22 protein-coding genes are annotated in these 24630 nt (G+C 68.6%); 11 read left to right on the top strand and 11 right to left on the bottom strand.

Features of this window, described 5'->3' with window-relative positions; translation table 11 throughout:
* The first annotated feature begins 334 nt into the window (after positions 1–334).
* The 3 genes from ABIA71_RS04410 to ABIA71_RS04420 all read left to right on the top strand — a co-directional run bounded on the left by ABIA71_RS04410 (position 335) and on the right by ABIA71_RS04420 (position 4673).
* Entirely contained in the window at positions 335–3448 is a 3114-nt protein-coding gene (locus ABIA71_RS04410; RefSeq protein ID WP_354283454.1) for a multidrug efflux RND transporter permease subunit, read from the top strand.
* A 1-nt stretch (position 3449) separates the two neighbouring features.
* Positions 3450–3839 carry a nuclear transport factor 2 family protein gene (locus tag ABIA71_RS04415; RefSeq protein WP_128098067.1) on the top strand — a complete coding sequence of 130 codons (390 nt, stop codon included), beginning with the start codon at positions 3450–3452 and terminating at the stop codon, positions 3837–3839.
* Between the two features lie 99 nt (positions 3840–3938).
* Positions 3939–4673, top strand: a complete 735-nt coding sequence (locus tag ABIA71_RS04420; protein WP_354283457.1) for an MliC family protein — start codon at positions 3939–3941, stop codon at positions 4671–4673.
* 24 nt (positions 4674–4697) lie between these two features.
* Here the strand turns inward: ABIA71_RS04420 and ABIA71_RS04425 are convergent, their stop codons facing one another.
* The 7 genes from ABIA71_RS04425 to ABIA71_RS04455 form a co-directional block, all read right to left on the bottom strand.
* Positions 4698–5282, bottom strand: coding sequence for a hypothetical protein (locus ABIA71_RS04425; protein ID WP_354283459.1), 585 nt, complete (start codon positions 5280–5282; stop codon positions 4698–4700).
* On the bottom strand, positions 5272–5838 hold the full coding sequence (yeiP, locus tag ABIA71_RS04430) for an elongation factor P-like protein YeiP (RefSeq protein WP_128098065.1): 567 nt from the start codon (positions 5836–5838) through the stop codon (positions 5272–5274). The genes ABIA71_RS04425 and yeiP overlap by 11 nt, the downstream gene beginning before the upstream one ends.
* A gap of 66 nt (positions 5839–5904) precedes the next feature.
* The gene (locus ABIA71_RS04435) at positions 5905–6675 is read right to left on the bottom strand and encodes an SDR family NAD(P)-dependent oxidoreductase (RefSeq protein ID WP_354283461.1); all 771 of its coding nucleotides are present in this window, start codon (positions 6673–6675) and stop codon (positions 5905–5907) included.
* A 78-nt stretch (positions 6676–6753) separates the two neighbouring features.
* On the bottom strand, positions 6754–9321 hold the full coding sequence (locus ABIA71_RS04440; RefSeq protein ID WP_354283463.1) for a sensor domain-containing protein: 2568 nt from the start codon (positions 9319–9321) through the stop codon (positions 6754–6756).
* A complete protein-coding gene (locus ABIA71_RS04445; protein WP_354283465.1) occupies positions 9318–10211 on the bottom strand; it encodes a hydroxymethylglutaryl-CoA lyase in 894 nt (297 codons plus the stop codon). The genes ABIA71_RS04440 and ABIA71_RS04445 overlap by 4 nt, the downstream gene beginning before the upstream one ends.
* A gap of 192 nt (positions 10212–10403) precedes the next feature.
* On the bottom strand, positions 10404–10790 hold the full coding sequence (locus ABIA71_RS04450) for a VOC family protein (protein WP_354283467.1): 387 nt from the start codon (positions 10788–10790) through the stop codon (positions 10404–10406).
* Between the two features lie 10 nt (positions 10791–10800).
* A complete protein-coding gene (locus tag ABIA71_RS04455) occupies positions 10801–11589 on the bottom strand; it encodes an enoyl-CoA hydratase-related protein (RefSeq protein ID WP_354283469.1) in 789 nt (262 codons plus the stop codon).
* A 124-nt stretch (positions 11590–11713) separates the two neighbouring features.
* Here ABIA71_RS04455 and ABIA71_RS04460 point away from each other — a divergent pair, with 124 nt between their 5' ends.
* The 3 genes from ABIA71_RS04460 to ABIA71_RS04470 are packed head-to-tail and all read left to right on the top strand — an operon-like array spanning position 11714 to position 14078.
* The gene (locus ABIA71_RS04460) at positions 11714–11968 is read left to right on the top strand and encodes a FeoA family protein (protein ID WP_128098063.1); all 255 of its coding nucleotides are present in this window, start codon (positions 11714–11716) and stop codon (positions 11966–11968) included.
* Positions 11965–13824: a ferrous iron transport protein B gene (gene feoB / locus ABIA71_RS04465; RefSeq protein WP_354283472.1), complete on the top strand. Its 1860-nt coding sequence runs from the start codon at positions 11965–11967 to the stop codon at positions 13822–13824. Before ABIA71_RS04460 ends, feoB begins: the two co-directional genes overlap by 4 nt.
* Complete coding sequence (locus ABIA71_RS04470) at positions 13824–14078, top strand: DUF6587 family protein (RefSeq protein WP_354283474.1); 255 nt, start codon at positions 13824–13826, stop codon at positions 14076–14078. The genes feoB and ABIA71_RS04470 overlap by 1 nt, the downstream gene beginning before the upstream one ends.
* Positions 14079–14526: 448 nt before the next feature.
* Here ABIA71_RS04470 and ABIA71_RS04475 read toward each other — a convergent pair whose 3' ends face one another.
* Genes ABIA71_RS04475 through ABIA71_RS04485 form a run of 3 tightly spaced genes read right to left on the bottom strand, consistent with a single transcriptional unit; the run spans position 14527 to position 16326 of the window.
* Complete coding sequence (locus ABIA71_RS04475) at positions 14527–15108, bottom strand: NAD(P)H-dependent oxidoreductase (protein ID WP_354283476.1); 582 nt, start codon at positions 15106–15108, stop codon at positions 14527–14529.
* Positions 15109–15161: 53 nt separating this feature from the next.
* Positions 15162–15563, bottom strand: coding sequence for a MerR family transcriptional regulator (locus ABIA71_RS04480; RefSeq protein ID WP_159496652.1), 402 nt, complete (start codon positions 15561–15563; stop codon positions 15162–15164).
* Between the two features lies 1 nt (position 15564).
* The gene (locus ABIA71_RS04485) at positions 15565–16326 is read right to left on the bottom strand and encodes a 3-oxoacyl-ACP reductase (protein ID WP_354283478.1); all 762 of its coding nucleotides are present in this window, start codon (positions 16324–16326) and stop codon (positions 15565–15567) included.
* A gap of 100 nt (positions 16327–16426) precedes the next feature.
* Between ABIA71_RS04485 and dapB the strand changes: the two genes are divergently transcribed.
* The 5 genes from dapB (at position 16427) to ABIA71_RS04510 (ending at position 23368) form a co-directional block, all read left to right on the top strand.
* Entirely contained in the window at positions 16427–17167 is a 741-nt protein-coding gene (gene dapB / locus ABIA71_RS04490) for a 4-hydroxy-tetrahydrodipicolinate reductase (protein WP_354283480.1), read from the top strand.
* A 281-nt stretch (positions 17168–17448) separates the two neighbouring features.
* Complete coding sequence (gene carA, locus ABIA71_RS04495; RefSeq protein ID WP_354283482.1) at positions 17449–18579, top strand: glutamine-hydrolyzing carbamoyl-phosphate synthase small subunit; 1131 nt, start codon at positions 17449–17451, stop codon at positions 18577–18579.
* Positions 18580–18727: 148 nt separating this feature from the next.
* Positions 18728–21970, top strand: coding sequence for a carbamoyl-phosphate synthase large subunit (carB, locus tag ABIA71_RS04500; protein ID WP_354283484.1), 3243 nt, complete (start codon positions 18728–18730; stop codon positions 21968–21970).
* A gap of 8 nt (positions 21971–21978) precedes the next feature.
* Entirely contained in the window at positions 21979–22443 is a 465-nt protein-coding gene (greA, locus tag ABIA71_RS04505) for a transcription elongation factor GreA (RefSeq protein ID WP_026069738.1), read from the top strand.
* A 4-nt stretch (positions 22444–22447) separates the two neighbouring features.
* Positions 22448–23368 carry a phosphoglycerate mutase gene (locus ABIA71_RS04510; RefSeq protein ID WP_354283486.1) on the top strand — a complete coding sequence of 307 codons (921 nt, stop codon included), beginning with the start codon at positions 22448–22450 and terminating at the stop codon, positions 23366–23368.
* A 51-nt stretch (positions 23369–23419) separates the two neighbouring features.
* On the opposite strand, the gene ABIA71_RS04515 is transcribed toward ABIA71_RS04510, so the two are convergent.
* Positions 23420–24490 carry a DUF1176 domain-containing protein gene (locus tag ABIA71_RS04515; protein ID WP_354283488.1) on the bottom strand — a complete coding sequence of 357 codons (1071 nt, stop codon included), beginning with the start codon at positions 24488–24490 and terminating at the stop codon, positions 23420–23422.
* Positions 24491–24630: the final 140 nt, after the last annotated feature.

Raw genomic sequence — 24630 nt, forward strand, 5'->3', positions numbered from 1 at the left:
CGGTGGGGGGCGGGGGTTTGGGGTGTTTGGGGCTTAAGGGGGGGGGTGGGGGGGGTGGTTTCGCTTTGGGGGGGGCCCGGGGGGGGGCCGGGGGGGGGGGGGGGGGGGTGGGGGGGACCCTGAGCCGCATGGATGCGGCGACGGAGCTTACATGGATGTACTTGCAGCGTGTCCCGCCAACCCACCCCCACCAGCCAATCCAGCACAGGTGCACACGTGACGCCGTTGCCTTGCTGTGTGCCTTTGATCGGGTACGACGAAGAACCTTTTTTGTGGATGACGATGCCACTGCACCGGCTGCTTTCGCCGCGGTGCGACGGCGAGAGGATGTTGCATGCCGCAGTTTTTCATTGAGCGCCCGGTGTTTGCGTGGGTGCTGGCTATTTTCGTGGTGCTGGCCGGTGCGTTGGCCATTCCGCGCCTGGCGATCGAGCGCTATCCCAGCGTTGCGCCGCCCAGTATCAGCATCTATGCCAGCTATCCCGGGGCGTCGGCGCAGACCATGAACGATGCCGTGGTCGGGCTGATCGAGCGCGAGCTGTCCGGGGTCAAACACCTGCTGTACTTCTCCTCGTCCACCGATACCTCGGGTGAGGCCTCCATTACCGCCACCTTCCGCCCCGGCACCGATCCCGAACTGGCCCAGGTGGACGTCCAGAATCGCATCAAGGCGATCGAATCGCGGCTGCCGCAGACGGTGCGCCAGAACGGGCTGGGCGTGGAGGCCGCCGATTCGGGCTTCCTGATGCTGGTCGGACTGCGCTCCACCGACGGCCGCCTGGACGAAGTGGCCCTGAGCGACTACATGGCGCGCAACATCGTCGAAGAACTCCGGCGCATCGAGGGCGTTGGCCGCGTGCAGCTGTTCGGTGCCGAACGCGCGATGCGGATCTGGGTCGACCCGGCGCAGCTGGTGGCCTACCGCCTGACCCTAGGCGATCTGACCACCGCGATCAGCGAACAGAACGCGCAGATCGCCCCCGGCCGGGTCGGCGATTCCCCGGCGATGCCGGGCCAGCGCGTCACCATTCCGCTCACCGTGGAAGGCCAGTTGAGTACGCCCGAGGCGTTCGCCGCCATCGTGCTCCGTGCCAACCCGGATGGCTCCCGGGTGGTCATCGGTGATGTTGCCCGGGTCGAGCTGGGCGCCGAAAGCTATGCGTGGTCCACCCGCGAGAACGGCGCGCCTGCGACCGCGGCGGCCATCCAGTTGTCGCCCGGGGCCAATGCCGTGAAGGTGGCCGGCGCGGTGCGCGCGCGCATGGCCGAACTCGAGCCTACCCTGCCGGTGGGCATGCAGGCCACGGTACCGTTCGACACCGCGCCGTTCGTGGCGATCTCGATCCAGAAAGTGCTCATCACCCTCATCGAAGCGATGGTGCTGGTGTTTGCGGTTATGTACCTGTTCCTGCAGAACATCCGCTACACGCTCATCCCGGCCATCGTCGCGCCGATCGCGCTGCTGGGCACCTTCGCGGTGATGCTCGCGGCCGGCTTCTCGATCAACGTGCTGACCATGTTCGGCATGGTCCTGGCGATCGGCATCATCGTCGACGATGCCATCGTGGTGGTGGAAGGCGTCGAACGGATCATGGCCGAGGAAGGCCTGCCGCCACGCGAGGCCACCGCCAAGGCGATGAAAGAACTCACCGGCGCGGTGATCGGCATCACCCTGGTGCTCACCGCGGTGTTCATTCCGATGGCGCTCGCCGATGGCTCGGTGGGCGCGATCTACCGACAGTTCAGCCTGGCCATGGCGGTGTCGATCCTGTTCTCGGCGTTGCTGGCGCTGACCCTGACCCCCGCGCTGTGCGCCACGCTGCTCAAGCCGAGCACGCGTGGCCACCACGGGCGCGGCGGCTTCTTCGGCGCGTTCAACCGCGGCATGGCGCGCATGACCCACGGGTACCAGGGACGGGTGGTGCGCATCCTGCAGCGCGGCGGACGCAGCATGGCCGTGTTCGCCGCGCTCGTGGTGGCGTTGGTGCTGGGCCTGCACCTGCTGCCCGGTGCCTTCCTGCCCGAAGAGGACCAGGGCTACTTCATGACCTCCATACAGCTGCCGGCCGATGCCACCGCCGAGCGCACCCTGGAGGTGATGCAACGCTATGAGGCGCACATTGCCGCGCGCCCGGGCATTGCCTCCAACCAGGCAATCATGGGCTACAGCTTCGCCGGGTCGGGGCCGAACGCGGCGATGGCCTACACCATGCTCAACGACTGGGGCGCGCGCGCCGGTGCCACGGTGGCCGACGAGGTGGAACGCGCGCAGCAGGCCATGGCCGCCGCGCCGGAAGGGCAGGTGATCGTGGTAACCCCGCCGGCCATCGACAGCCTGGGCACCTCGTCCGGGTTCGACCTGCGCCTGCAGGCGCGCACCGGCCAGAGTCAGGCGCAGCTGCAGGCCGCACAACAGCAGCTGCTGGCGCTGGCTGCGGCCAGCCCGCTGCTGCGCGACGTGCACGCAGAAGGCCTGCCCTCGGGCAGCACCGTGCGGCTGGAGATCGACCGGCACAAAGCGCAGGCCATGGGCGTGGGCTTCAGTGCGATCAGCGACACGCTGTCGGCGGCGATGGGCTCGCAGTACGTCAACGATTTCCCCAATGCCGGTCGCCTGCAGCAGGTGATCGTGCAGGCCGACGCACCGCACCGCATGCAGGTGGACGACGTGCTCAAGCTGCATGTGCGCAACGTCAATGGCGGCATGGTGGCGCTGGCCGAACTGGTCACCCCGGTGTGGTCGCAGACGCCGTTGCAGCTGGAACGCTACCAGGGCTTCCCGTCGCTGAGCCTGTCCGGCAATGCGGCAGCGGGCGCGTCCAGCGGCGAGGCCATGGCCGAGATGGAGCGCCTGGCGCGGCAGTTGCCGGCCGGTTTCGCGCTGGCCTGGACCGGGCAGTCACTGCAGGAGCGCGCCTCCGGTGCGCAGGCGCCGTGGCTGATGCTGCTGTCGATGCTGGTGGTGTTCCTGGTGCTGGCTGCGCTGTATGAAAGCTGGTCGATCCCGGCGGCGGTATTGCTGGTGGTGCCGCTGGGCCTGCTGGGCGCGGTGGCGGCGGTGCTGCTGCGCGGGTTGCCCAACGATGTGTTCTTCAAGGTCGGGATGATCACCGTGATCGGGCTGTCGGCCAAGAACGCGATCCTGATCGTGGAATTCGCGCGCCAGTTGCAGCTGCAGGGGCACGGCCTGGTCGAGGCCGCGATCGAGGCGGCACGGCTGCGGCTGCGCCCGATCCTGATGACCTCGCTGGCGTTCGCGTTGGGCGTGGTGCCGTTGATGCTGGCCACCGGCGCATCGGCCGAAACCCAGCACGCGATCGGCACCGGGGTATTTGGCGGGATGTTGACCGCCACCGTGCTGGCGGTGTTCTTCGTGCCGCTGTTCTACGTACTGGTGCAGGGCGCACGTCGCTGGCGCTGGCCATGGCGGCGACGCCGGGAGGAATGACATGGGTACTACCGTGCTTGAAAACACCATCGCCACCGCCGAGGCACAGGTGCTGCAGTTGCTGTTGGCGCAGGACGTGGACGCGCTGCAGGCCTGGCTGTCGCCGTCGTTGTTCTTCAGCGACGGGGCAGGGCAGTGGCTGGGCGCCCATCCCTGCCTTACGGCGTGGTCGACCGGACAGCTGCGGATCACCCTGCTGGAGCAGGCCGCAGTGGAGCGCTTGGTATGCGGACAACTGACACTGGTCTCCAGTGACGTGCATCTGCGCTATGTCGACGCGGCCGGCGAACACGCGCGCGCGCTGCGCCTGCTGCGGGTCTGGGCGAGTGCATCGAACGCAGCCGGGGTGCACCTGCTGTCGATCGGACTGCTGCCGTCACGCGGGGGCTGAACCGGTGCTGCAGCCGCTGGAGTCAGGGCTGCTTCACCTCCTGCTGCAGGCTGCGGGCTAGGATGGTTGGCTGATCGCAACAACCGCAAGGAGTCCAACATGCGTGCATCCCCGTGGCTTTTCAGCCTGGTCATCGCCACCGGCCTGAGCGCCTGCCAGCCCGCGCAACGCGCCGAGGGCACCGCCGGCAACGCTGGTACGGCCGAGGCGCCACCGTCCTTGGCCGCTGCTACCTCCGATGAACGCAGCTACGCCTTCCAGTGTGGCGACGTCGCCGTGCAGGCCACTTACCGCGGCCAGGATTCGGCCAGCGTGGTGGTCGGCGGGCGCACCTACCCGATGGCATCGGAACCGGCGGCATCCGGCGCGCGCTACGGTGACGGCCAGGGCAATACCTTCTGGACCAAGGGCACCACCGAAGGCACGTTGCAACTGAAGGGCGAGCCGGAGCGCAGCTGCACCGGCAGTGGTGAACAGGGCGCTGCGGCACCGGTTGCCGGCGCGCAGGACAGCGCCAGCGCCGGCTTCCGCGCCACCGGCAACGAGCCGGGCTGGCTGGCCGAAGTGGCCGCAGGTGCCACGTCGCACCTGCGCGTGGAAACCGACTACGGGCAGCGCACGCTGGAGATCGCTGCGCCGACCCAGGGCAAGGATGGCTGGTCGGGTACGGCCGCAGATGGCACGCCGGTGAAGCTGACCTTTCAGCGCACCGTGTGCCAGGACGATATGAGCGGGCAGGCATTCGGCGCCACGGCGATGTTGACCGTGGGCGCCCGCCAGTATCACGGCTGTGGTGATTTTGCCGGGGCGCCGGCGCTGGCCGCCAAGCCGTAAACGCGCGGCGCAGACACGCAGGCGCTACGGCTGGCAGTCGGCCGGTACCGGACCGGTGAACAGGTCGTAGCGCTTGCCGACGCCGCGCAATGCGTGGCGGATGGTGCAGTCGTCGTGGTGGCGTGCGTACAACGCCGCGAAGATCCGCTCGCGGCCATCGCAGTAGTCCGCCGAGGCCTGTTCCAGCTCCTGGCGGCGTTCCTCGTCGTAGGGCTCTTCGCCCGCGAAGTGCTGGCAGGTGTTTTCGCGTTCGAGGAAGGCGCGCACATCGGCAGGCATCGCGCAGTAGATGCGGATGTCGGCCAACTCGCCCACGTCGTTGGATACCTCGCAGCCCGCAGCGGCGCGTGCGCGTTGCAGCTGTTCCAGGTCGGGCATGCCGGCGTCGTCGTCGACGTCCGCGCCTGCGTCCATGTCGGTAGGTGCATCGGCCGCAGGCGTTACGGCGGCATCGGCTGCCACCTCCGTCGCGGGTGCAGGTGTAGCCGCCGCGGGAGCCGCGGCGACCGGTGCCGCGTCGGCCGGGCGGGTGTCGCTGTCGCCTGCCTGCGGCGAACACGCCGCAAGCAGGGACAGGCAGCCCACCAGCGCCAGGCGCTTAGTCGGCACGACCGGCGAACTCACCGGTGGCGGTGTTGACCAGCACGCGTTCGCCGTTGGCGATGTACTCGGGCACCATGATTTCAATGCCGGTGCTGAGCTTGGCCGGCTTCGGGCGCTTGGTGGCCGTGCCGCCCTTCATTTCCGGCGGGGTTTCGACCACTTCCAGCACCACGCTGGTCGGCAGCTGCACGCCCACCGGGGTCTCGTCGATCACCTGCACGTAGATGCCGGTCAGGCCATCGGTGATGTAGCCGGCGTCATCGCCCAGCACTTCCGCGTCGACCATGTACGGGGTGTAGTCCTCGTCGTCCAGGAACACGAATGCGTCGCCGTCCTTGTAGGAATAGGTGGACTGGCGGCGCAGCAGTTCGACTTCGGGCAGGTTGTCGTCGGCATCGAAGCTGGCATCGAGCTTGTTGCCGCCCGGCACGCTGTACATGATGAAGCGGAAGCGGACGTTGCCGCCGCGACCCTGCGGCGAGCTGCGCTCGATGTCGCGGATCTGGTAGACGCCGTTGTTGTATTCGACGACGTTGCCTTTCTTGATGTCGTTGGCTTTCATGGAATGAAGGTCGGTTCGTGGGAGGTCAGGGTGCCAGTCCGGGCACCCGGCGGGATGGGGATGTGCTTACTTGGGCGCCAGGCGCACGCCACCGTCCAGGCGGATGGTTTCGCCATTGAGGTAGGTGTTGCCCAGGATATGGCCGACCAGGCCGGCGAAATCCTCCGGCTTGCCCAGGCGCGGCGGGAACGGAATCGAAGCGGCCAGCGATTCCTGCACGGCCGGCGGCATGCCATCGACCATCGGGGTCCAGAAGATGCCCGGGGCGATGGTCATCACGCGGATGCCGAAGCGCGACAGCTCGCGTGCCATCGGCAGGGTCATGCTGACCACGCCGCCCTTGGACGCCGAATACGCGGCCTGGCCGATCTGGCCCTCGTAGGCGGCCACGCTGGCGGTGTTGATGATCACCCCGCGCTCGCCGTCGTCGCCGGGGGTGTTGTGCTGCATGCGGTTGGCCGCGGCCTTGGCGACGTTGAAGCTGCCCACCAGGTTGACCATCACCGTGGTCTGGAAGTTGGCCAGCGGCATCGGCGCCTCCTTGCCCAGCACGCGGCCGGCACCGAGGATGCCCGCGCAGCTGATGGCGACATTCAGGCCGCCCAGGAAGTCGTGTGCGGCATCGATCTGCGCGGCCACGGCCGCTTCGTCGCTGACGTTGGTGGTGAAGTAGCGCGCGTTGTCGGCGCCAAGCGTGGCCACGGCGGCCGCGCCCTTGTCGTCATTGAGATCGAACAGGGCGACCTTGCCGCCCTGGGCAACCAGGAACTGGGCCACGGACAGGCCGAGGCCGGAGACGCCACCGGTGATGACGGCACGGACAGAAGACAGCTGCATCGCAAGGTTCCGCTGGATCAGGAACCGCCGATTCTAGCGGAAGCGGGGCGTGCCGCTGTTGTGCGCTGCGCGCCGGGCTCAGTGGCGGGGTGTCAGGCGCCGGGCGAATTCATCCGGCGCCAGCCCGGGCGCGAACAGGAACCCTTGCCCGACCGTCACCCCCAGCGCCTGCAGGAAACGCCGCTGCGGCTCCGATTCGATCCCCTCGGCGACCAGCCCCAGCCCCAGGCTGCGGGCGATCCCGCAGACCGCCTCGCACACTGCTTCGTCGGAGCGGTTGCCCGGCACGCCCTCGACGAACAGCTGGCTCAGCTTGAGCCCGTGGATCGGCAGCCGGCGCAGGTAGTTCAGCGCGCTGTAGCCTTCGCCGAAGTCGTCGATGGTCAGCTGCACGCCCATTTCGCGGAGACGCGCGAAGGTCTGCAGGGTGTCCGGCGCGTCCTCGATCAGCACCCGCTCGGTGAACTCCAGCTCCAGTGCGCTGCCGGGCAGGCCGAACTCGTCCAGTACCTGGCGCACGTGGCGGGCCAGGTCCTCGCCGACGAACTGCCGGTAGGACACATTCACTGCCACCCGCACGATGCCCAGCCCGGCATCCTGCCACTGGCGCACCTGGCGGCAGGCCTCGCGCAGGACCCACAGGCCGATCCGCACGATGTCGCCGGTGCTTTCGGCATGCGCAATGAAGATGTCCGGGCGCAGTTCGCCCAGCTGCGAGTTGCGCCAGCGGATCAGGGCCTCGGCAGCCACCATGCGGCCGTCGTGCAGGCTGACCTGCGGCTGGTAGACCAGGTGGAACTCATCGTCGTCCAGCGCGCGGTGCAGGCGGCTTTCGATCTGCAGGCGGTCGTGCTGGCGCTGCGCCAGCTCCGGTGAAAACACCTGCCAGCCGTTGCGGGTGCGGCGCTTGCAGTCGTACATGGCGATGTCGGCGTTCTGGATCAGCTGCTGCGGGCGCAGCCCGTCCTGCGGCGCGCGCGCGATGCCGATGCTGGTGGTGACCGCGAATTCGTCGCTGCCGAACCGGAACGGCGTACTGAACCCGCGCGTGATCGCCTCGGCCAGGCGCTCGGGCTGGTCGGCCTGGTCGCGAGTGTCGCAGACCACCAGGAATTCATCGCCGCCGAAGCGCGCCAGCAGCCCCTCGGTGCCGATCGCGGTGGCGATGCGGCGGGTGGCATCGATCAGCAGTTCGTCGCCGGCGTTGTGGCCCAGCAGGTCGTTGACGGTCTTGAACCGGTCCAGGTCGATGTACAGCACCGCCACCCGGCAGTGGGTCGGGTTGGCCATGCGCGCAGCCAGGTCGTTGAGCACCGCATCGCGGTTCATGATGCCGGTGAGCGGGTCGGTACGCGCCTGGATGCGCAGGGTTTCCTCAGCCTGCTTGCGCGCGGTGATGTCCTGCACGGTGCCGGCGATGCGCGCGGCATCCACGTCGCCCGCTTCGGCTTCACCGATCATGCGCACCCAGAACGAATGGCCGTCGCTGCGCTGGCCCTGCAGCTCCAGCTCGAACGGCACCTGCTTGTCGATCACGTCCAGCAGTGCCTGCTGCAGCTGCGAGCGGTCGTCCACGCGCAGGCATTCCAGCAGGTGCGCCATGTCGTGCAGGGGCAGCTCCTGGCCAAGGATGCGGTTGGCCTCGTCGGTGAGGTACAGCCGCTGCAGGCCGCGGTCCCATTCCCAGCCGCCGATGTGCGCCAGCGACTGGGCGCGGTCGAAGAGCGCATTGGTGCGCTTGAGTTCGGTGATGTCGCTGAACATGCCGAACACGTGGTCCGGGCAGTCGCGGCCGGTGCCGAACACCGGTACGTTGGTGGTCGAGATCCAGATCATGCGACCGCGCGGACGGTGGTACAGCCCGACGATGGTGCTGCGGATGATCCGGCCGGTGCGCAGCGACACTGCCGCCGGCCATTGCTCGCGGTTGAGCGGGTGGCCGTGTTCGTCCACGCAGATCCAGTCGTCCGGGGCCAGCATCGCCTGCAGGCTGCCGCCGTTGCCGGCGGTGCCCAGGATGCGGTGCGCGGCCGGGTTGGCCGAGACCACGCGCAGGTGCGTATCGAACAGCACCACGCCCTTGTCGATCGATTCCATCAGCAGCCGGTAGCGCGATTCGGCCTGCCAGCGGCTGCTCAGGTCGCGCGCCACCGCCACGATGCAGTGCTCGCCCTGGTGTTCGAACCCGGCCGAGTGCACCTCCACCGGGAAGCGGCTGCCGTCGCCGCGCATGTTGGTGACTTCGATGACGTAGGTTTCGCCCCGGTGCAGCGCTTCCCACACCGGGTCCAGGTGGTCGTTGGGCAGGTCGGGGTTGAGCAGTTCGATCGGCTGCCCGACGATGTCCTCGCGCGGGCGGCCATAGGCGCGCACGCCGGCATTGTTGAGGTCCAGCACCACGCCCGTTTCGCTCAGGATGCTGACCGGGTCGGGTACGGCGTCAAACAGCGCGGCATACCGGCGCAGCGCCAGCTGGCGGTCGTCCATCGCTTCCTGCAGGGCCTGCTGCACCTCGCGCAGCAGGGTGCGCAGATCGGCCTGGTCCGGCGGGCTCGCCAGGGCGCGATCCATGGCGGCCAGCGCGTGGACGTGGGCGGTGAGGTGGTCACCGACCGCAACGTCCCGGCGCGGGCCGCGGCGGCTCATGTGGCCGCCAGCGCCTTGCCGGCCTTGCTGCCGGTCTCGCGGCCCAGCCGCGCCGCCAGCCAGCGGCCGGTCGCGGCCAGCGCCGGCAGGTCGATGCCGGTGCGCATGCCGATCCCGTGCAGCAGGTACACCACGTCTTCGCTGGCGACATTGCCGCTGGCGCCCTTGGCGTACGGGCAGCCACCGGCGCCGGACACGGCCGAGTCGATCACGCGAACGCCTTCTTCCAGGCACGCATCGATATTGGCCAGCGCCTGGCCGTAGGTGTCATGGAAATGCACGGCCAGCGCCGACATCGGCAATTCGGCGGCGACCGCGTGCAGCATCGCGCGGGCCTTGCGCGGGGTGCCCACGCCGATGGTGTCGCCCAGCGAGATTTCGTAACAGCCCATCTCGTGCAGGGCGCGCGCGACCCGCACCACCTCGCTGACCGCCACCTCGCCCTGGTACGGGCAGCCGAGCACGGTGGACACATAGCCGCGGACCTTGACCCCGTCGGCCTTGGCCCGTTCAAGGATCGGGGCGAAGCGCGCCAGCGATTCGTCGATGCCGGCGTTGGTGTTGGTGCGGTTGAAGGTTTCCGAGGCGGCGGTGAACACCGCCACTTCGGAAACGCCCACGGCGCGGGCACGGTCATAGCCCTGTTCGTTGGGCACCAGCACCGGGTAGGCGATGCCGGGGCGGCGCTCGATGCCGGCGTAAACCTCGGCGGCGTCGGCCAGCTGCGGCACCCAGCGCGGGCTCACGAAGCTGGTGGCTTCGATGGTGCGCAGGCCGGTCAGGGACAGCTGCCGGATCAGCTCGATCTTGTCGGCGGTGGCCACCGGCTGGGCTTCGTTCTGCAGGCCGTCGCGCGGGCCGACTTCGACGATGCGGACGACATCATCCATGGCAGGCCTCCCGGCGGACGGGACGGCGCACAGCAGGCTGCAGAAGGGGCAGGGGTCGGGTCACAGGGATACCAAGGGAAAGAGGGTGGCCCACGTTCCCCGGCGGGCCACGAAAGGGGGATACGCGGGCTGGGCGACAAAGCGGCCAGCCTGCGCTGAAGGATCGCGGTCGTCGGGGGCGACCGGGGGCGCTCAGCCCGGGCGGTGGCAGACCGCTTCGATATTGTTGCCGTCCGGGTCGAGCACGAACGCCCCGTAGTAGTTCGGGTGGTAGTACTCGCGGATGCCCGGGGCGCCATTGTCCTGGCCACCGGCGGCAAGTGCGGCGCGGTGGAACGCATCCACCGCCTCGCGGCTGTCGGCACTGAAGGCCACGTGCACGCCACCGTGGGCGCCGGGGGCGTTGCCGATCCAGAAGTCCGGCTTGCCGGTGCGGCCGAAGCCGGCATGGTCATGGTCGCCGGTCTGTTCGGCACTGACCTGCATCACCACGCTGATGCCCAGCGGGGCCAGGGCCTGCTGGAAGAACGACAGGCTGCGCGCGAAGTCGGCGCAGCGGATCCCGATGTGGTCGAGCATGCGTGTGTCCTCAGTCCTGGGTGACCCAATGCGGGGCGCGCTTGTCCAGGAAGGCGCCCAGGCCTTCCTGGCCTTCGGCCGACACCCGCAGGCGCGCGATCAGCGCGGCGTTGTCACGGTCCAGCGCGTCGCGGTCGCGACCCACGCTGACCCGGCGCACCAGTTCCTTGGCCGAGGCCGAGGCCACCGGGCCGGCCTTGTCCAGCAGGCCCAGCTGGCGCTGGACCGCCTCGTCGATGCGTTCAGGTTCGATCAGCTGGTGCACCAGGCCGATCCGCAGCGCGGTCTCGGCATCGAAATGCTCGCCGGTGGCAAACCAGCGGCGGGCCTGGCGCGGGCCGATCGCGTCGATCACGTAGGGGGAAATCACCGCCGGCAGCAGGCCCAGCCGGCTTTCGGTCAGCCCGAAGCGGGCGGCGGTGCTGGCAATGGCGATGTCGCAGCAGGCCACCAGGCCCACCCCGCCACCGAAGGCGGCGCCCTGGACCCGTGCGATGGTGGGCTTGGGCAGCTCGTCCAGGGTGCGCATCAGCCGGGCCAGGGCCAGCGAATCTTCGCGGTTGGCGTCCTCGCTGGCGGCGGCCATGCCGCGCATCCACTGCATATCCGCGCCTGCTGAAAACGACGCGCCCTGGCCGGCCAGCACCACCGCCCGGACCTGTTCGTCACGGCCGGCCGCCTCCAACGCTGCGGTGAGCTGGGCGATCAGGGCCGCATCGAAGGCGTTGTGCAGGGTGGGGCGGTTCAGCCACAGCGTCAGCACCGAGGCGCTGCGTTCTATCCGTAATGCATCACTCATGGGGGCAGGGGACCTGTGGTTGCTCCATACATGTACAGATCATAGCGGGCCGTGGGGCAGCGGCCATGACGCGACGCGGCGATGCTAGAATTGATAACCATTCCTATCAACCACAAGGCGCTCCGTGACGCTGTCCGATCTGCCTCTGCACAGCTCCGCCCTGGTGGAATCGGTGCAGGAACTACACGCCAACGATGCCATCGCCCGCCGGCTCAAGGAGCTGGGCTTCGTCAAGGGTGAAGATGTGCGTCTGGTCGCCCGTGGTCCGGTGGGCGGTGAGCCGCTGCTGGTACAGGTCGGGTTTACCCGTTTTGCCCTGCGCCGCAGCGAGGCCCGGCGCGTCCACGTGACCGCGTTGCCCGTCGGGGTGCCGGCATGAACGCGGCGACCGCAACCCTGCGCGTGGCGCTGGTGGGCAACCCCAACAGCGGCAAGACCGCGCTGTTCAACCAGCTCACCGGCAGCCGCCAGAAGGTGGCCAACTACACCGGCGTGACCGTCGAGCGCAAGGAAGGCCGCCTGCGTGCGCCGTCCGGCCGTGAGTTCGCCGTGCTCGACCTGCCGGGCGCCTACAGCCTGCAGCCGGCCAGCCTGGACGAAGCGATCACCCGCGACCTGTGCCGGGGCTTCTACCCGGGCGAGGCCGCGCCGGATGTGCTGCTGTGCGTGATCGACGCCACCAACCTGCGCCTGCACCTGCGCTTCGCGCTGGAACTGCGCGAGCTGGGCAAGCCGATGATCGTGGCGCTGAACATGGTGGACGCGGCCGAGCGCCGGGGCATCAAGATCGACGTGCCAGCGCTGGAACAGGCGCTCGGCGTGCCGGTGGTGGAAACCGTGGCGGTGCGCCGCAACGGTGCCCAGGCGCTGGTCGCGCGGCTGGACGCGATGGTGCCGCACCTGCAGGCGCCCGTGGCGGTACCGGACGCGGCGGCGGATTACCACGCGCAGGTGCGCGGCATCCTGGCCGCGTCGGTCAGCATGCCCACCCGCACCGCGAAGATCGACGACGCGCTGGACCGCTGGCTGCTGCACCCGGTGTTCGGGCTGATCACCCTGGTGGTGGTGATGTTCCTGATCTTCCAGGCGGTGTTTGCCTGGGCCACGCCGCTGATGGACGGTATCGAAGCCGGCTTCGGCTGGCTGGGCGAGTACGTGGCCGCGGTGCTGCCCGAAGGCCCGCTGACCAGCCTGATCACCGACGGCATCATTGCCGGCGTCGGCGGGGTGGTGGTGTTCCTGCCGCAGATCCTGATCCTGTTCGCCTTCATCCTGGCCCTGGAAGAATCGGGCTACCTGCCGCGCGCGGCGTTCCTGCTGGATCGCATGATGGCCGCCGCCGGGCTGTCCGGGCGCTCGTTCATCCCGCTGTTGTCCAGCTTCGCCTGCGCGGTGCCGGGCATCATGGCCACCCGCAGCATCCAGGACCCCCGTGATCGTCTGGCGACCATTCTGGTGGCGCCGCTGATGACCTGTTCGGCGCGGCTGCCGGTGTATGCGCTGCTGATTGGCGCATTCATTCCGGCCAAAACCCTGTGGGGCTTTGTCAGCCAGCAGGGGCTGGTGTTGTTCGGTCTGTACATGGCCGGCATCCTCAGCGCGCTGGCGATGTCGTGGGTGATGAAGAAGTGGCGCCGCGACAAGAGCGAGCACCCGCTGATGCTGGAGCTGCCGTCGTACCGCATTCCGCACCCGCGCGACCTGGCCGTGGGCCTGTACGAGCGCGGCATGATCTTCCTCAAGCGCGTGGGCGGCATCATCCTGTCGCTGACCATCCTGCTGTGGGTGCTGCTGAAGTTCCCGGCGGCCCCGGCCAACGCGACCATGCCGGCCATCGACTACAGCTTTGCCGGCCAGATCGGTCATGCCATGACCACGATCTTCGCGCCGCTGGGCTTCAACTGGCAGATCTGCATCGCCCTGATCCCGGGCATGGGCGCGCGCGAAGTGGCGGTGTCCTCGCTGGCCACGATCTATGCGCTGTCCGCCGCCGACGATGATGCGGCGATCCAGGCGCTGACCCCGGTGGTGGCCCATGGCTGGTCGCTGGCTACCGGCCTGTCGCTGCTGGTGTGGTTCATCTATGCGCCGATGTGCATTTCCACGCTGGCCACGATCAAGCGTGAAACCAACTCGTGGAAGCAGGTGGGCTTTGCCACCGTCTACCTGTTCGCGGCGGCCTACGTTGCCGCGCTGGTCACCTACCAGGTGACCGTGGCACTGGGCGGCGGCTGATGAGCACCGGCCTGCTGCTGCAGTACGTCGTGGTGGTGCTGATCGTCATGGTCAGTGCCTGGGTGGTGCTGAAGAAGCAGTTCCCCGGCACCGTGCGCAAGGCGCGTGCGGCGATCGCGTTGGGGCTGGTGAAGCCGCAGCGCGCCGCCTGGCTCCAGGCACTGGGGCGGAAGATCGCGCCCCCGGCCAGCGGCGGCGGTGGCGCGTGTGGCGGCTGCGACAGCTGCGGCCCAAGCACCCCGAAACAGCACTGAGTAGCGCCGGGCTCTGCCCGGCTGCTCTTCGGTCAATCGTTCGGGGATCTGACGCAGGCCGGGCAGAGCCCGGCGCTACGGAGGGTCTCTCGGCAGGTAGCCCGGTGCTGACGCATGCCGCGTAGCGCCGGGCTCTGCCCGGCTGCTCTTCGGCCGATCGTTCGGGGATCTGGCGCAGGCCGGGCAGAGCCCGGCGCTACGGAGGGTCTCTCGGCAGGTAGCGCGGATCCGACGCAAGCCACGTAGCGCCGGGCTCTGCCCGGCTGCTCTTCGGCGGATCGTTCGGGGATCTGACGCAGGCCGGGCAGAGCCCGGCGCTACGGAGGGTCTCTCGGCAGGTAGCCCGGAACCGAAGCAAGCCGCGTAGCGCCGGGCTCTGCCCGGCTACTCTTCGCTCCCTGATGCGGTGAACTGATGCAAGCCGGGCAGAGCCCGGCGCTACGGCGGGTCAGCGGGCCTGGCGGCCCAGCTGCTCGGCCTGCTGCAACCAGGCCTCGCGCTGCGCCGCGGAGGCGCTGCGTACCGGCCCGAAGCCGCTGATCTTCACCGGGCGGATGCCGCAGAATTCCAGGATCGTCCGCCGGATCTGCTGGTGCCCCGGCATGCGGTATACCCAGCGGAAGTACCAGGGCGGGGTGTCCAGGGTGGTGATCACCCGTGCGCTGCGTCCGGCCAGCAGCCGGTCCCACCACACCGAATCGGCGCGGTAGCGGAAGGCGACCCCGGGCAGGAAGGCGCGGTCGAAGAAACCTTTGAGCAACGCCGGCATGCCGCCCCACCAGGTGGGATACACCAGGACCAGATGCTCGCAGCCGGCGATGGCGGTGTTGATCTGCTCCAGGCCCGGCTCCAGCGGCTGGATCTGGCGGTAGCCGTGGCGCAGGATCGGGTCGAAGTCGATCTCGCCCAGCGCGAACAGCTGCACCGTGTGGCCGGCGGCGAGCGCGGCGTGTTGGTACCGCTCGGCCAGGGCGCCGCACAGGCTGTCGCGGTCGGGGTGGCCAAGCAGGATGACGATGGATCGGGACATGCGGGCGCTCGTTGCCGGGCGGTGCAGGCTACGGTCTGCCCCATGGGGCAGAGTCAAGCGGCCACGCACGCGCCCTGGGCGAGGCAGGCATCGAGCGGGCCGCTGTGGCCCTCGGCGGCCAGCACGGCGACCTCGGCACGCAGGTCGGTCAAGGCGCTGTCCAGCTGCCGCAGCCGCGCAAGGTCGGCGCGCACCGCCCGCTGGCGTGACGCCAGCAAGGCCTGCACCCGGTCCCAGTCGATGCTGCCATCGGGCCGTCGCAACGCAGCCACATCGGCCAGTCGGAAGCCCAGTACCAGCGCCTGACGGATCAACAGCACCAGGTTGAGGTCCTGTTCGCTGTAGTCGCGGTACCGGTTGATGCGCGGAACCGTGGCCAGCAGGCCGCGCGCCTCGTACAGGCGGATCGCCTTCTGGCTGGCGCCGCTGCGCCGGGCCACCTCGGAAATGCGCATGTCAGTCGCGCACCAGGCCGCCGTCCACCACCAGGTTCTGCCCGGTGACCGCGCGCGACCACGGCGAGGCGAAGAACAGCGCCGCATCGGCGAACTCGGCAGGCGTGGTCACGCTGCGCAGCGGGGTGTTGGCGGCGATGTAGTCGAACACCGCCTCGGGCGTGGCGGCGCTGGCGTCGGTGGTGCGCAGCAGGCCACCGGACAGCATGTTCACGGTGATGCCGTCCGGACCGAGGTCGCCGGCCAGGGTGCGGGTCAGCGACAGCAGCGCGGCCTTGGCGGCGGTGTAGTCGTGGTAGGGCACCACCGGGTTCTGGAACAGGTTGGTGCCGATGTTGATCACCCGTCCGAAGTGCTGCGCGCGCATGCCGGGCAGCGCGGCCTGCACGGTGTTCAGCGCGCCTTGCACGCTGCCGTCGAACTGCGCGCGGAACGCAGGCCAGGCGATGGTGTCGGCCTTGGCGCGCGCGTCGCCGTTGAAGGAGAAGGCGGCCAGTGCATTGTTGACCACGCAGTTGATCGGGTGACCGAAGTGCGCGTGGGCGCGGGCGAACAGGGCATCGACCTGACGCCGGTCGGTGACATCGGCCTGCACCGCCAACGTGGTCGGCCCCAGTTCGGCCGCCAGTGCCTGCGCCGCATCGGCGCTGTGCAGGTAGTTGATCACCACCTGCGCGCCCTCGCGGACGAATGCACGTACCAGGTGCTGGCCGAGCCCGCGGGCGCCGCCGGTGACAAGAACGCGTTGCTGCGAAAGCTGCATGGGCGATGGCCTTGAAAAACAGGCGCACAGGGTAGCAAGCGGGCGCATGCGTGCCGTATTTCCCCTTGTGCAGGCCTGCGCGCACCGCTAGCCTGCGGGCATGACCACTCCCCCTCTTCGTTTGCTCATCCACGGCGCGTCCGGACGCATGGGCCAGGCCCTGCTGCGTCTCGCCGCCGAGAATCCTTCCCTGCAGATCGTCGCCGCAGTGACCCGCCGGTCGCCGGCGCAACGGGTGGTGGACGGTGTGCCGCATTTCGCCAGCAGTGAACTGGCCGGTGCGCCCACGTTCGACGTGGCCATCGACTTCAGCCTGCCCGAAGGCTTCGACCCGATCCTGGCACTGTGCGTCGAACGGGGGGCCGGGTTGGTGTCAGGCACCACCGGCATCAGCGAGGCGCAGCGCCAGGCGCTGATCCAGGCGGCCGCCAGCATCCCGCTGGTATGGGCGTCGAACTTCAGCCTGGGCGTGGCGGTACTGGACGAGCTGGTCGAGCGCGCCGCAGCCGCGCTGGCCGGCTGGAACTGCGACATCGTCGAGTCGCACCACGTGCACAAGCAGGACGCGCCCTCCGGGACCGCGCTGACGCTCGGGGCCGCGGCGCAGAAGGGCGGGGCAGACCCGCACTACGCCAGCCTGCGCGCCGGGGACATCGTGGGCGAGCACCTGGTCCAGTTCACCGGGCTGGGCGAGCGTATCGAGTTGACCCACCGTGCCACCAACCGCGACATCTTCGCCCGCGGCGCCCTGTTTGCCGCCACCCAGCTGGCCGGCCGCGCGCCGGGCAGCTACCGGGTCCGCGACCTGCTGGCCGGCGCCACGCCCGCCGTTGCTGGCTGAACGGGCCGGCTGAACAGGCCGGCCGGTCGATCGGGGCCGACCGGCCCGGCGGGGCCGGGAGCGGTGCGCTGGCTGAACCCCGGGCGCGGTGATTGCGCCCGTACGTCAGCGCATGCATGTAAACGCTGGCGTCGCAGCCCCCTTGCCTTTACAATTCCCGCTCGCCGAATCACGACAGCCGGACCGGTCCCGCACCGCAGTCCGCGCTTTTTTGCAGCCGCTTTTTCGTGGAGCGCAGGCGTGACTTCGGTGCCCCCATCGGTAGCCAAAGTGAGATCTCCGTGACCCAAGCCGCAATCCTCGTCCTCGAAGACGGCACCGTATTCGAGGGCGAATCCGTAGGCGCGCCCGGCCTGTCCGTCGGCGAGGTGGTGTTCAACACCGCCATGACCGGTTATCAGGAAGTGCTGACTGATCCTTCCTACGCCCGGCAGATGGTCACGCTGACCTACCCGCATATCGGCAACACCGGCATGACCGACCAGGACGACGAGGCCCACAAGGTGTGGTCGGCCGGTTTGATCGTGCGCGACGTGCCGCGCCGTCCCAGCAACTGGCGCAGCCAGGTGTCGCTGCAGGACTGGCTGCTGCAGCGCGGCGTGGTGGCCATCTCCGGTATCGATACCCGCAAGCTGACCCGCATTCTGCGCGAACGCGGCGCCCAGAACGGCGCGCTGATGGCCGGCGAGGGCCTCAACGTGGACACGGCCCTGGAAGCCGCACGCAAGTTCCCCGGCCTGAAGGGCATGGATCTGGCCAAGGTGGTGAGCACCGACAAGGCTTACCCGTGGACCGAAGGCCAGCTGGACCTGGACAACAACGAGTTCGTCAGCGCCGCGCCCAGATTCAACGTGGTGGCCTACGACTTCGGCGCAAAGCTCAACATCCTGCGCATGCTGGCCGAGCGTGGCTGCGACATCACCGTGGTGCCGGCGCAGACCCCGGCCGCCGACGTGCTGGCGATGAACCCGGACGGCGTGTTCCTGTCCAACGGCCCGGGCGACCCGGAACCGTGCGACTACGCGATCGAGGCGATCAAGGTGTTCCTGGACAAGAAGCTGCCGGTGTTCGGCATCTGCCTGGGCCACCAGCTGCTGGCGCTGGCCTCCGGCGCCAAGACGGTCAAGATGGGCCACGGCCACCACGGCGCGAACCACCCGGTGCAGGACCTCGACGATGGCCGGGTGATGATCACGTCGCAGAACCACGGCTTCGCGGTGGATGAAGCCACGCTGCCGGCCACCCTGCGCGTGACCCACCGCTCGCTGTTTGATGGCACCAACCAGGGCATCGCACGTACCGACGTGCCGGCGTTCTCGTTCCAGGGCCATCCGGAAGCCTCGCCGGGTCCGCACGACGTGGCGCCGCTGTTCGACCGTTTCGTGACCCTGATGGCGCAGGCCAAGGCCTGATCCGCCGCCGCCGGCGACCCCGGCGGCATCGCGACGGAACGCGAGTCCCTGCAGTGCCGCAGCCCTTGGCGCGGCGCTGCACCCCCGGAAGTTTCCTGATCGACAGCGTGCGATCACCCCGACACGCTGTACTGACTTAGAGAAGACAATGCCCAAGCGCACTGACCTTAAAACCATCCTCATCATCGGTGCTGGCCCGATCGTCATCGGCCAGGCCTGTGAGTTCGACTACTCCGGCGCGCAGGCCTGCAAGGCGCTGCGTGACGAGGGGTATCGCGTGGTGCTGGTCAACAGCAATCCGGCCACGATCATGACCGACCCGGAGATGGCCGACGCCGTCTACATCGAGCCGATCAACTGGCAGACGGTCGAGAAGATCATCGCCAAGGAAAAGCCCGACGCACTGCTGCCGACCATGGGCGGCCAGACCGCGCTGAACTGCGCACTGGACCTGGCCGACAACGGCGTGCTGGAGAAGTACAACGTTGAACTGATCGGCGCCAAGCGCGACGCGATCCGCATGGCCGAAGACCGCGAGCTGTTCCGCGTGGCCATGGGCGAGATCGGCCTGGACTGCCCGTCGGCCGCCGTCGCGCACACGCTGGAAGAAGCGATCGAGATCCAGACCCGCGTCGGCTACCCGACCATCATCCGCCCCAGCTTCACCCTGGGCGGCAGCGGCGGCGGCATCGCCTACAACCGCGAAGAGCTGGTCGATATCGTGACCCGCGGCCTGGAACTGTCGCCGACCACCGAAGTGCTGGTCGAAGAGTCGGTGCTGGGCTGGAAGGAATTCGAAATGGAGGTGGTGCGCGACACCGCCGACAACTGCATCATCGTCTGCTCGATCGAGAACCTGGACCCGATGGGCGTGCACACCGGTGACTCGATCACCGTGGCCCCGGCCCAGACCCTGACCGACAAGGAATACCAGCGCCTGCGCGATGCGTCCATCGCCGTGCTGCGCAAGATCGGCGTGGATACCGGCGGTTCCAACGTGCAGTTCGGCATCAGCCCGACCACCGGCCGCGTGGTGGTGATCGAGATGAACCCGCGCGTGTCGCGTTCGTCGGCGCTGGCCTCCAAGGCCACCGGCTTCCCGATCGCCAAGGTCGCCGCCAAGCTGGCGGTCGGTTACACCCTGGACGAATTGAAGAACGAGATCACCGGCGGCCTGACCCCGGCCTCGTTCGAGCCGTCGATCGACTACGTCGTCACCAAGATTCCGCGCTTTGCCTTCGAGAAGTTCCCGGCCGCCGATGCGCGCCTGACCACCCAGATGAAGTCGGTGGGCGAGGTGATGGCGATGGGCCGCACCTTCCAGGAATCGCTGCAGAAGGCCCTGCGTGGCCTGGAAACCGGCAAGATCGGGCTGGACCCGACCGGCCTGGACCTGGCCAACGAAGACGACATCACCACCATCAAGCGCGAGCTGAAGGCCCCGGGCCCGGAGCGTCTGTTCTTCGTGGGTGACGCGTTTCGTGCCGGCTTCAGCGTGGAAGACGTGTTCGCGCTGTCGCACATCGACCCGTGGTTCCTGGACCAGATCGAAGAGATCATCCAGGCCGAAGCACAGGTCACGGCCGATGGTATCGACGCACTGGACGGCGCACGCCTGCGCAAGCTCAAGCGCGCCGGTTTCTCCGACGCCCGCCTGGCCGAACTGACCGGCACCAATGAAGCGGCCGTGCGCGCGCTGCGCCGTGCGCACAAGGTGCGCCCGGTGTACAAGCGCGTGGATTCCTGCGCCGCCGAGTTCGGCACCAGCACCGCCTACCTGTACTCGACCTACGAGGACGAGTGCGAGGCCGCGCCGAGCAACCGCGACAAGATCATGATCCTGGGCGGCGGTCCGAACCGCATCGGCCAGGGCATCGAGTTCGACTACTGCTGCGTGCACGCGGCCCTGGCGCTGCGCGAGGATGGTTATGAAACCATCATGGTCAACTGCAACCCGGAAACCGTCTCCACCGACTACGACACCTCCGACCGCCTGTACTTCGAGCCGCTGACGCTGGAAGACGTGCTGGAGATCGTCGAGCTCGAACAGCCGAAGGGCGTGATCGTGCAGTACGGCGGCCAGACCCCGCTGAAGCTGGCGCGCGCGCTGGAAGCCAACGGCGTGCCGGTGATCGGCACCTCGCCGGACTCCATCGACCTGGCCGAAGACCGCGAGCGCTTCCAGCAACTGGTGGACAAGCTGGGCCTGAAGCAGCCGCCGAACCGCATCGCCCGCAACGACCAGGAAGCCCTGCTGCTGGCGCGCGAAATCGGCTACCCGCTGGTGGTGCGCCCGAGCTACGTGCTGGGCGGCCGCGCGATGGAAATCGTGTACGGCGAATCCGACCTGGCCCGCTACGTGCGTGACGCGGTGAAGGTGTCCAACGATTCGCCGGTGCTGCTGGACCGCTTCCTGGACAACGCGGTGGAAGTGGACGTGGACATCATTGCCGACAAGGACGGCAACGTGCTGATCGGCGGCGTGATGGAGCACATCGAAGAAGCCGGCGTGCATTCGGGCGATTCGTCCTGCTCGCTGCCGCCGTACTCGCTGTCGGCTGAAACCCAGGCCGAGCTGCGTCGCCAGGTGGTGGAGCTGGCCAAGGCCCTGAACGTGGTCGGCCTGATGAACACCCAGTTCGCGATCCAGGCCGGCGAGAACGGCGAGGACATCGTGTACCTGCTGGAAGTGAACCCGCGTGCCTCGCGCACCGTGCCGTTCGTGTCCAAGGCCACCGGCATGGCGCTGGCCAAGATCGCCGCGCGCTGCATGGCCGGCAAGACCCTGGCCGAGCAGGGCGCCACCAAGGAAATCGTGCCGGACTACTACTCGGTCAAGGAAGCGATCTTCCCGTTCGCCAAGTTCCAGGGCGTCGACCCGATCCTCGGGCCGGAAATGCGCTCCACCGGTGAGGTGATGGGTGTGGGCCGCAGCTTCAGCGCCGCCTTCGCACGTGCGCAGGAGGCCGGTGGCATCAAGGCCCCGCCGTTGGGCAAGGCGTTCGTGTCGGTGCGTGACCCGGACAAGCAGCGCGTGCTGCCGGTGGCCAAGCTGCTGCTGGAGCGTGGTTACACGCTGGTGGCAACCCGTGGCACCGGTGCGTGGCTGCAGCAGCACGGCATGGACTGCGAGATCGTCAACAAGGTGGTCGAAGGCCGTCCGCACATCGTCGACTCGATCAAGAACGGCGAGATCGTGTATATCGTCAACACGACCGAAGGGCGTGCGGCGATCAACGACTCGTTCTCGATCCGTCGCGAGGCGCTGCAGCACCGCGTCACCTATTCGACCACCATTGCCGGCGCCAAGGCGCTGGTGCAATCACTGGAATTCCGCGGGACCGGCCCGGTCTGGTCGCTGCAGGAACTGCACAAGGAGTTGAACGCATGAGAGCACCGATCACGTTGAAGGGCGCGCAGCGTCTGCGCGAAGAGCTGGACCACCTGAAGTCGGTCAAGCGCCCCAAGGTCATCGCGGCGATCGCCGAAGCGCGCGAACACGGCGATCTCAAGGAGAACGCCGAGTACCACGCCGCGCGTGAGGAGCAGGGTTTCATCGAAGGCCGCATCAAGCAGCTGGAAGGCGAGCTCTCGCACGCCGAGATCATCGACATCACCAAGCTCAACGCTGGCAGCAAGGTGGTGTTTGGTGCCACCGTCGAGCTGTCGGACGTGGAAAGCGACGAGGAAAAGCGCTACCAGATCGTGGGTGACCTGGAAGCGGACATCAAGCTTGGCCTGATCGCCATCTCCTCGCCGCTGGCGCGTGCGTTGATCGGCAAGCTGGAAGGCGATGCGGTCACCATCGACGCACCGGCCGGCCAGCGCGAGTACGAAATCGTCAGCGTCCAGTACCTGGACTGAAACGATGGCCACCGCGACGCTGCTGCTGCCGGCCCGCAGCCGTTTTCCCGCCGCGCCCTTGCCCGATGACGTGGCAAAGGCGCTGGGGCGGGCCGAGCGCAGCAGTGTCCAGGCCGGCGAGCGTGCCCAGCTGCAGCGGCATTTCCAGCTGCAGCCGGCGCATTGGCCGGTGGCCGCGCTGACCCGCCAGCTTGACGTGGGCGATGCCGCCGATGCGATCTGGCTGCGTGCCGACCCGGCCAACGTGGTGCCGGACATGCAGGGCGCGCGGATGATGGGCCACGGCGACACGCTGCGGCCCGATGCACAGGACGCGGCGCAGCTACTGCCGGCCCTGCAGCCGCTGTTTGCCGGTTTCGGGTTTACCCTCGATGCGCCGGTACCCTCACGCTGGTACCTGCGCCTGCCACCGGGCACCCACCTTCCCGAGTTCGACACGCCCGACGATGTGTTGGGCGATGACCTGTTCGCCCACCTGCCCGAGGGCGACGCCGGGCGCCGTTGGCGCGCGCTGCTGACCGAGGCGCAGGTGGTGCTGCACACCCATGACTGGAACCAGCAGCGGGTCGCCGATGGCAAACGGCCGATCAACTCCCTGTGGTTCTGGGGCGGCGGCGAGCTGCCGCAGGCGGTACAGACCCCGCATGCCCAGGTGCGCAGCCGGGAGTCGCTGCTGCAGGCCTTGGCCCGCGCGGCCGGCGTGCATGCCGATGGCGAACAGCAGGTGGATGCGCTGGTCGACCTGCGCCAGCTGCGTTCGCTGGAGCAGCTAGGCAACGATGCGATCCGCCCGCTGCTGTCGGCGTTGCAGCGCGGCGAGCTGCGTCGGCTGGTGCTGGATTTCGAGGACGGCGTGCGCTTCGAGATCGACAAGGGCCAGCGCTGGCGCTTCTGGAAGAAGCCGGTCCAGCTTCACGACACCTGAGTACAGCGCCGACCGAGGGTCGGCGTTCCTGCCTCTGGCCAGCGCCAGGGCTCAGCGCAATTCTGTCTCGAACGTGGCCAGGTGCCAGAAGCCGCCCGGCATGGCCCGGCACAGCCCGGTCACGTATTCGCGGCTCACCACGAACCGCGTGCCATCCCACACCCAGTAGCGCCCGAACCCGCAGCGGCCCAGCGTCCGCTCGTCCCTCTCTTCGTAGAGCACCGCGTCCGGAGGCCGCAGGAACACGTGCGCGGTGGTGACCAGCGCCGGCTCGAACGGCGGTTGCGCGCGGATCACCCAGCTCGGTCCGCTCGCGTAGTAGCCCGGCCCGTGGCAGGTCATCGACACCAGCAGGTGCACCGCGTCCAGCCGGTGCACGTCCAGTGACGTCGATTCAACCCGATCCTCCTGCCATGCGCACACCGCCTGCATGTCGCGGCCGGCCAACAGCGCGTCCATCAGGTCCTTGCGTTCGGCAAGCGCCGCATCGTTCGGCCGTGTTTCCGCCAGCGGTGGCGGATTCTTCAGCACCGGCCTGGGCAAGGCCGGCGGTACGCTCGACTCCGGCCGGGTGCCGCGTTGGATCAGCGCACCGGGGGTGTCGAGCCGGTCCTGCGCCGCGTCCATCTTCAGCAGCAGGGCCGTGGCACCGCGGTTGGAAATGGGCCAGGCGCTGCCGGCCGCATCAACGATCGCGATGGGCGCATCACGCCGCAGCGCGACCAGCAGCGCCTCGACCTGCGCATGGCTGAGCGTGGCCGGTGCCTCGGGCTGCGTGGGAACCACCGTACCCAGCGCACGGCCGTCCACGCGCAGCTGCAGCGCGCCGGTGGGCCTGGGCGCCGGCGTCTTCTCACCGGCATCCCCGTATTGGGCGCCGTCCACGTAGCCCAGCATCACCGTGACCGGGGTATCCGGCCCGCCGGCACGTTCCAGCAGCAGGCTGAAGGCCAACGGTGCGTCGGCGCTGAATCCGGCGGCGCGGCAGGTTCGGGTGTTGTCACAGGCCAGCAGCCAATCGTGCTCGAAGAACGACGTACCCAGTGAGGAAGCCGTCGCGGCGGTGACCGGTGCCAGCGAGAGGGCCATGGCCAGGCGCAGCGGCAATGCAGAGAGAGGCATGAAAAAGCCGGGTGGAAGCGGGCAGGGAGTATCCAACATCGGCGCATGCACGGGAACGCACGTGTCGACCGATACACCCGCAGCGCAGCTGCCGGAGCCAGCCGGTATCATGGCGGCACTCTCTGCAACCCGGCGATGCC

Origin of the sequence: Stenotrophomonas sp. 2619, assembly GCF_040548725.1 — a bacterium.
Lineage (GTDB): Bacteria > Pseudomonadota > Gammaproteobacteria > Xanthomonadales > Xanthomonadaceae > Stenotrophomonas > Stenotrophomonas maltophilia_AP.

Coding starts and splice junctions, on each gene's coding strand:
- ABIA71_RS04510 (WP_354283486.1), top strand. CDS start 22,448: ATGGCCACCGCGACGCTGCTGCTGCCGGCCCGCAGCCGTTTTCCCGCC.
- ABIA71_RS04485 (WP_354283478.1), bottom strand. CDS start 16,326: ATGCAGCTTTCGCAGCAACGCGTTCTTGTCACCGGCGGCGCCCGCGGG.
- ABIA71_RS04515 (WP_354283488.1), bottom strand. CDS start 24,490: ATGCCTCTCTCTGCATTGCCGCTGCGCCTGGCCATGGCCCTCTCGCTG.
- ABIA71_RS04475 (WP_354283476.1), bottom strand. CDS start 15,108: ATGTCCCGATCCATCGTCATCCTGCTTGGCCACCCCGACCGCGACAGC.
- ABIA71_RS04455 (WP_354283469.1), bottom strand. CDS start 11,589: ATGAGTGATGCATTACGGATAGAACGCAGCGCCTCGGTGCTGACGCTG.
- ABIA71_RS04445 (WP_354283465.1), bottom strand. CDS start 10,211: ATGGATGATGTCGTCCGCATCGTCGAAGTCGGCCCGCGCGACGGCCTG.
- ABIA71_RS04440 (WP_354283463.1), bottom strand. CDS start 9,321: ATGAGCCGCCGCGGCCCGCGCCGGGACGTTGCGGTCGGTGACCACCTC.
- yeiP (WP_128098065.1), bottom strand. CDS start 5,838: ATGAAAGCCAACGACATCAAGAAAGGCAACGTCGTCGAATACAACAAC.
- feoB (WP_354283472.1), top strand. CDS start 11,965: ATGAACGCGGCGACCGCAACCCTGCGCGTGGCGCTGGTGGGCAACCCC.
- ABIA71_RS04470 (WP_354283474.1), top strand. CDS start 13,824: ATGAGCACCGGCCTGCTGCTGCAGTACGTCGTGGTGGTGCTGATCGTC.
- carB (WP_354283484.1), top strand. CDS start 18,728: ATGCCCAAGCGCACTGACCTTAAAACCATCCTCATCATCGGTGCTGGC.
- ABIA71_RS04450 (WP_354283467.1), bottom strand. CDS start 10,790: ATGCTCGACCACATCGGGATCCGCTGCGCCGACTTCGCGCGCAGCCTG.
- ABIA71_RS04410 (WP_354283454.1), top strand. CDS start 335: ATGCCGCAGTTTTTCATTGAGCGCCCGGTGTTTGCGTGGGTGCTGGCT.
- ABIA71_RS04420 (WP_354283457.1), top strand. CDS start 3,939: ATGCGTGCATCCCCGTGGCTTTTCAGCCTGGTCATCGCCACCGGCCTG.
- ABIA71_RS04435 (WP_354283461.1), bottom strand. CDS start 6,675: ATGCAGCTGTCTTCTGTCCGTGCCGTCATCACCGGTGGCGTCTCCGGC.
- ABIA71_RS04480 (WP_159496652.1), bottom strand. CDS start 15,563: ATGCGCATTTCCGAGGTGGCCCGGCGCAGCGGCGCCAGCCAGAAGGCG.
- ABIA71_RS04415 (WP_128098067.1), top strand. CDS start 3,450: ATGGGTACTACCGTGCTTGAAAACACCATCGCCACCGCCGAGGCACAG.
- dapB (WP_354283480.1), top strand. CDS start 16,427: ATGACCACTCCCCCTCTTCGTTTGCTCATCCACGGCGCGTCCGGACGC.